The following is an 836-nucleotide window of genomic DNA, read 5'->3' on the forward strand; positions in this document are numbered from 1 at the left end:
TTGCTTACGGAGGTTTCCGACCTCTCTGTCACTGGAGAGGGAGGACGAATCTCGATCGCAGCTAACCAATAGCAGTCCAAGGCAGTGAGGGATGTAAAGAGCCAGGGATTTCATTATTGTCGAACGTTTGATGTGGACGCGCGCCCCGATGGCGGCGCTTCCGACTCAAGGAAAGCAGATTGAAGCACCCCCGGCAATCTCCAACAAAGCCGCTGATTGGCGTCGCTGTCACACGCCTAGTTCTGCTCGATTTAGCTGCTCTGTGCATGCCGGAGTCATCTGTTCGACGGCCGATTCATTGACTCCCGTTGTTGCAAGATACTTTTCGAAGCTTGGGCGATTATTCAGGTGGCGAATCCACCAACCGATCTCTTCTGGCCCCATGCCCCACGAGCCAACAAAAACAGAAAAGCCAACTGAGTTGAAAACCGGCGCCACATCACGAAGCTTGGTGCAGAGCGGCTGGACCAAAGTATAGGGCGAATCGTGCTCCATAAGAAGTTCCTCGATGTAGTCTACTTGGTCGGATTTTATTTCTGTCGCTTCGTCGTAGCTGAACACGCCGGACAACGCGGGGAATGAGTAGATGCGAGCACTCTCTACCGATGGATCGCCGAGGAGAACTAGATGATGATTCGGTTCGACTCCTAAACTGTCTATGAGTTTCCCGTAGAGAAAGAGCGCACGGTCGAGCTGGGTCATTTCTTGCAGAACGTCGAAGCGCTGCCGACCCGACCCTCATGGCGGCCAGCGCGATTCATTGGCGACTTTCTACCACCTGAGACGCCGCGTAACAAGGCCGCTTAAAGGGGTCGGTCAGACGCGTCTTGTTCGGC

1 protein-coding gene is annotated in these 836 nt (G+C 54.3%); it reads right to left on the bottom strand.

Features of this window, described 5'->3' with window-relative positions; all coding sequences use genetic code 11:
• Positions 1-228: 228 nt before the first annotated feature.
• Complete coding sequence (locus ACFQY0_RS21190; RefSeq protein WP_379717054.1) at positions 229-702, bottom strand: hypothetical protein; 474 nt, start codon at positions 700-702, stop codon at positions 229-231.
• Positions 703-836 lie beyond the last annotated feature (134 nt).

The organism is Haloferula chungangensis (genome assembly GCF_042664875.1).
GTDB lineage: Bacteria > Verrucomicrobiota > Verrucomicrobiia > Verrucomicrobiales > Akkermansiaceae > Haloferula > Haloferula chungangensis.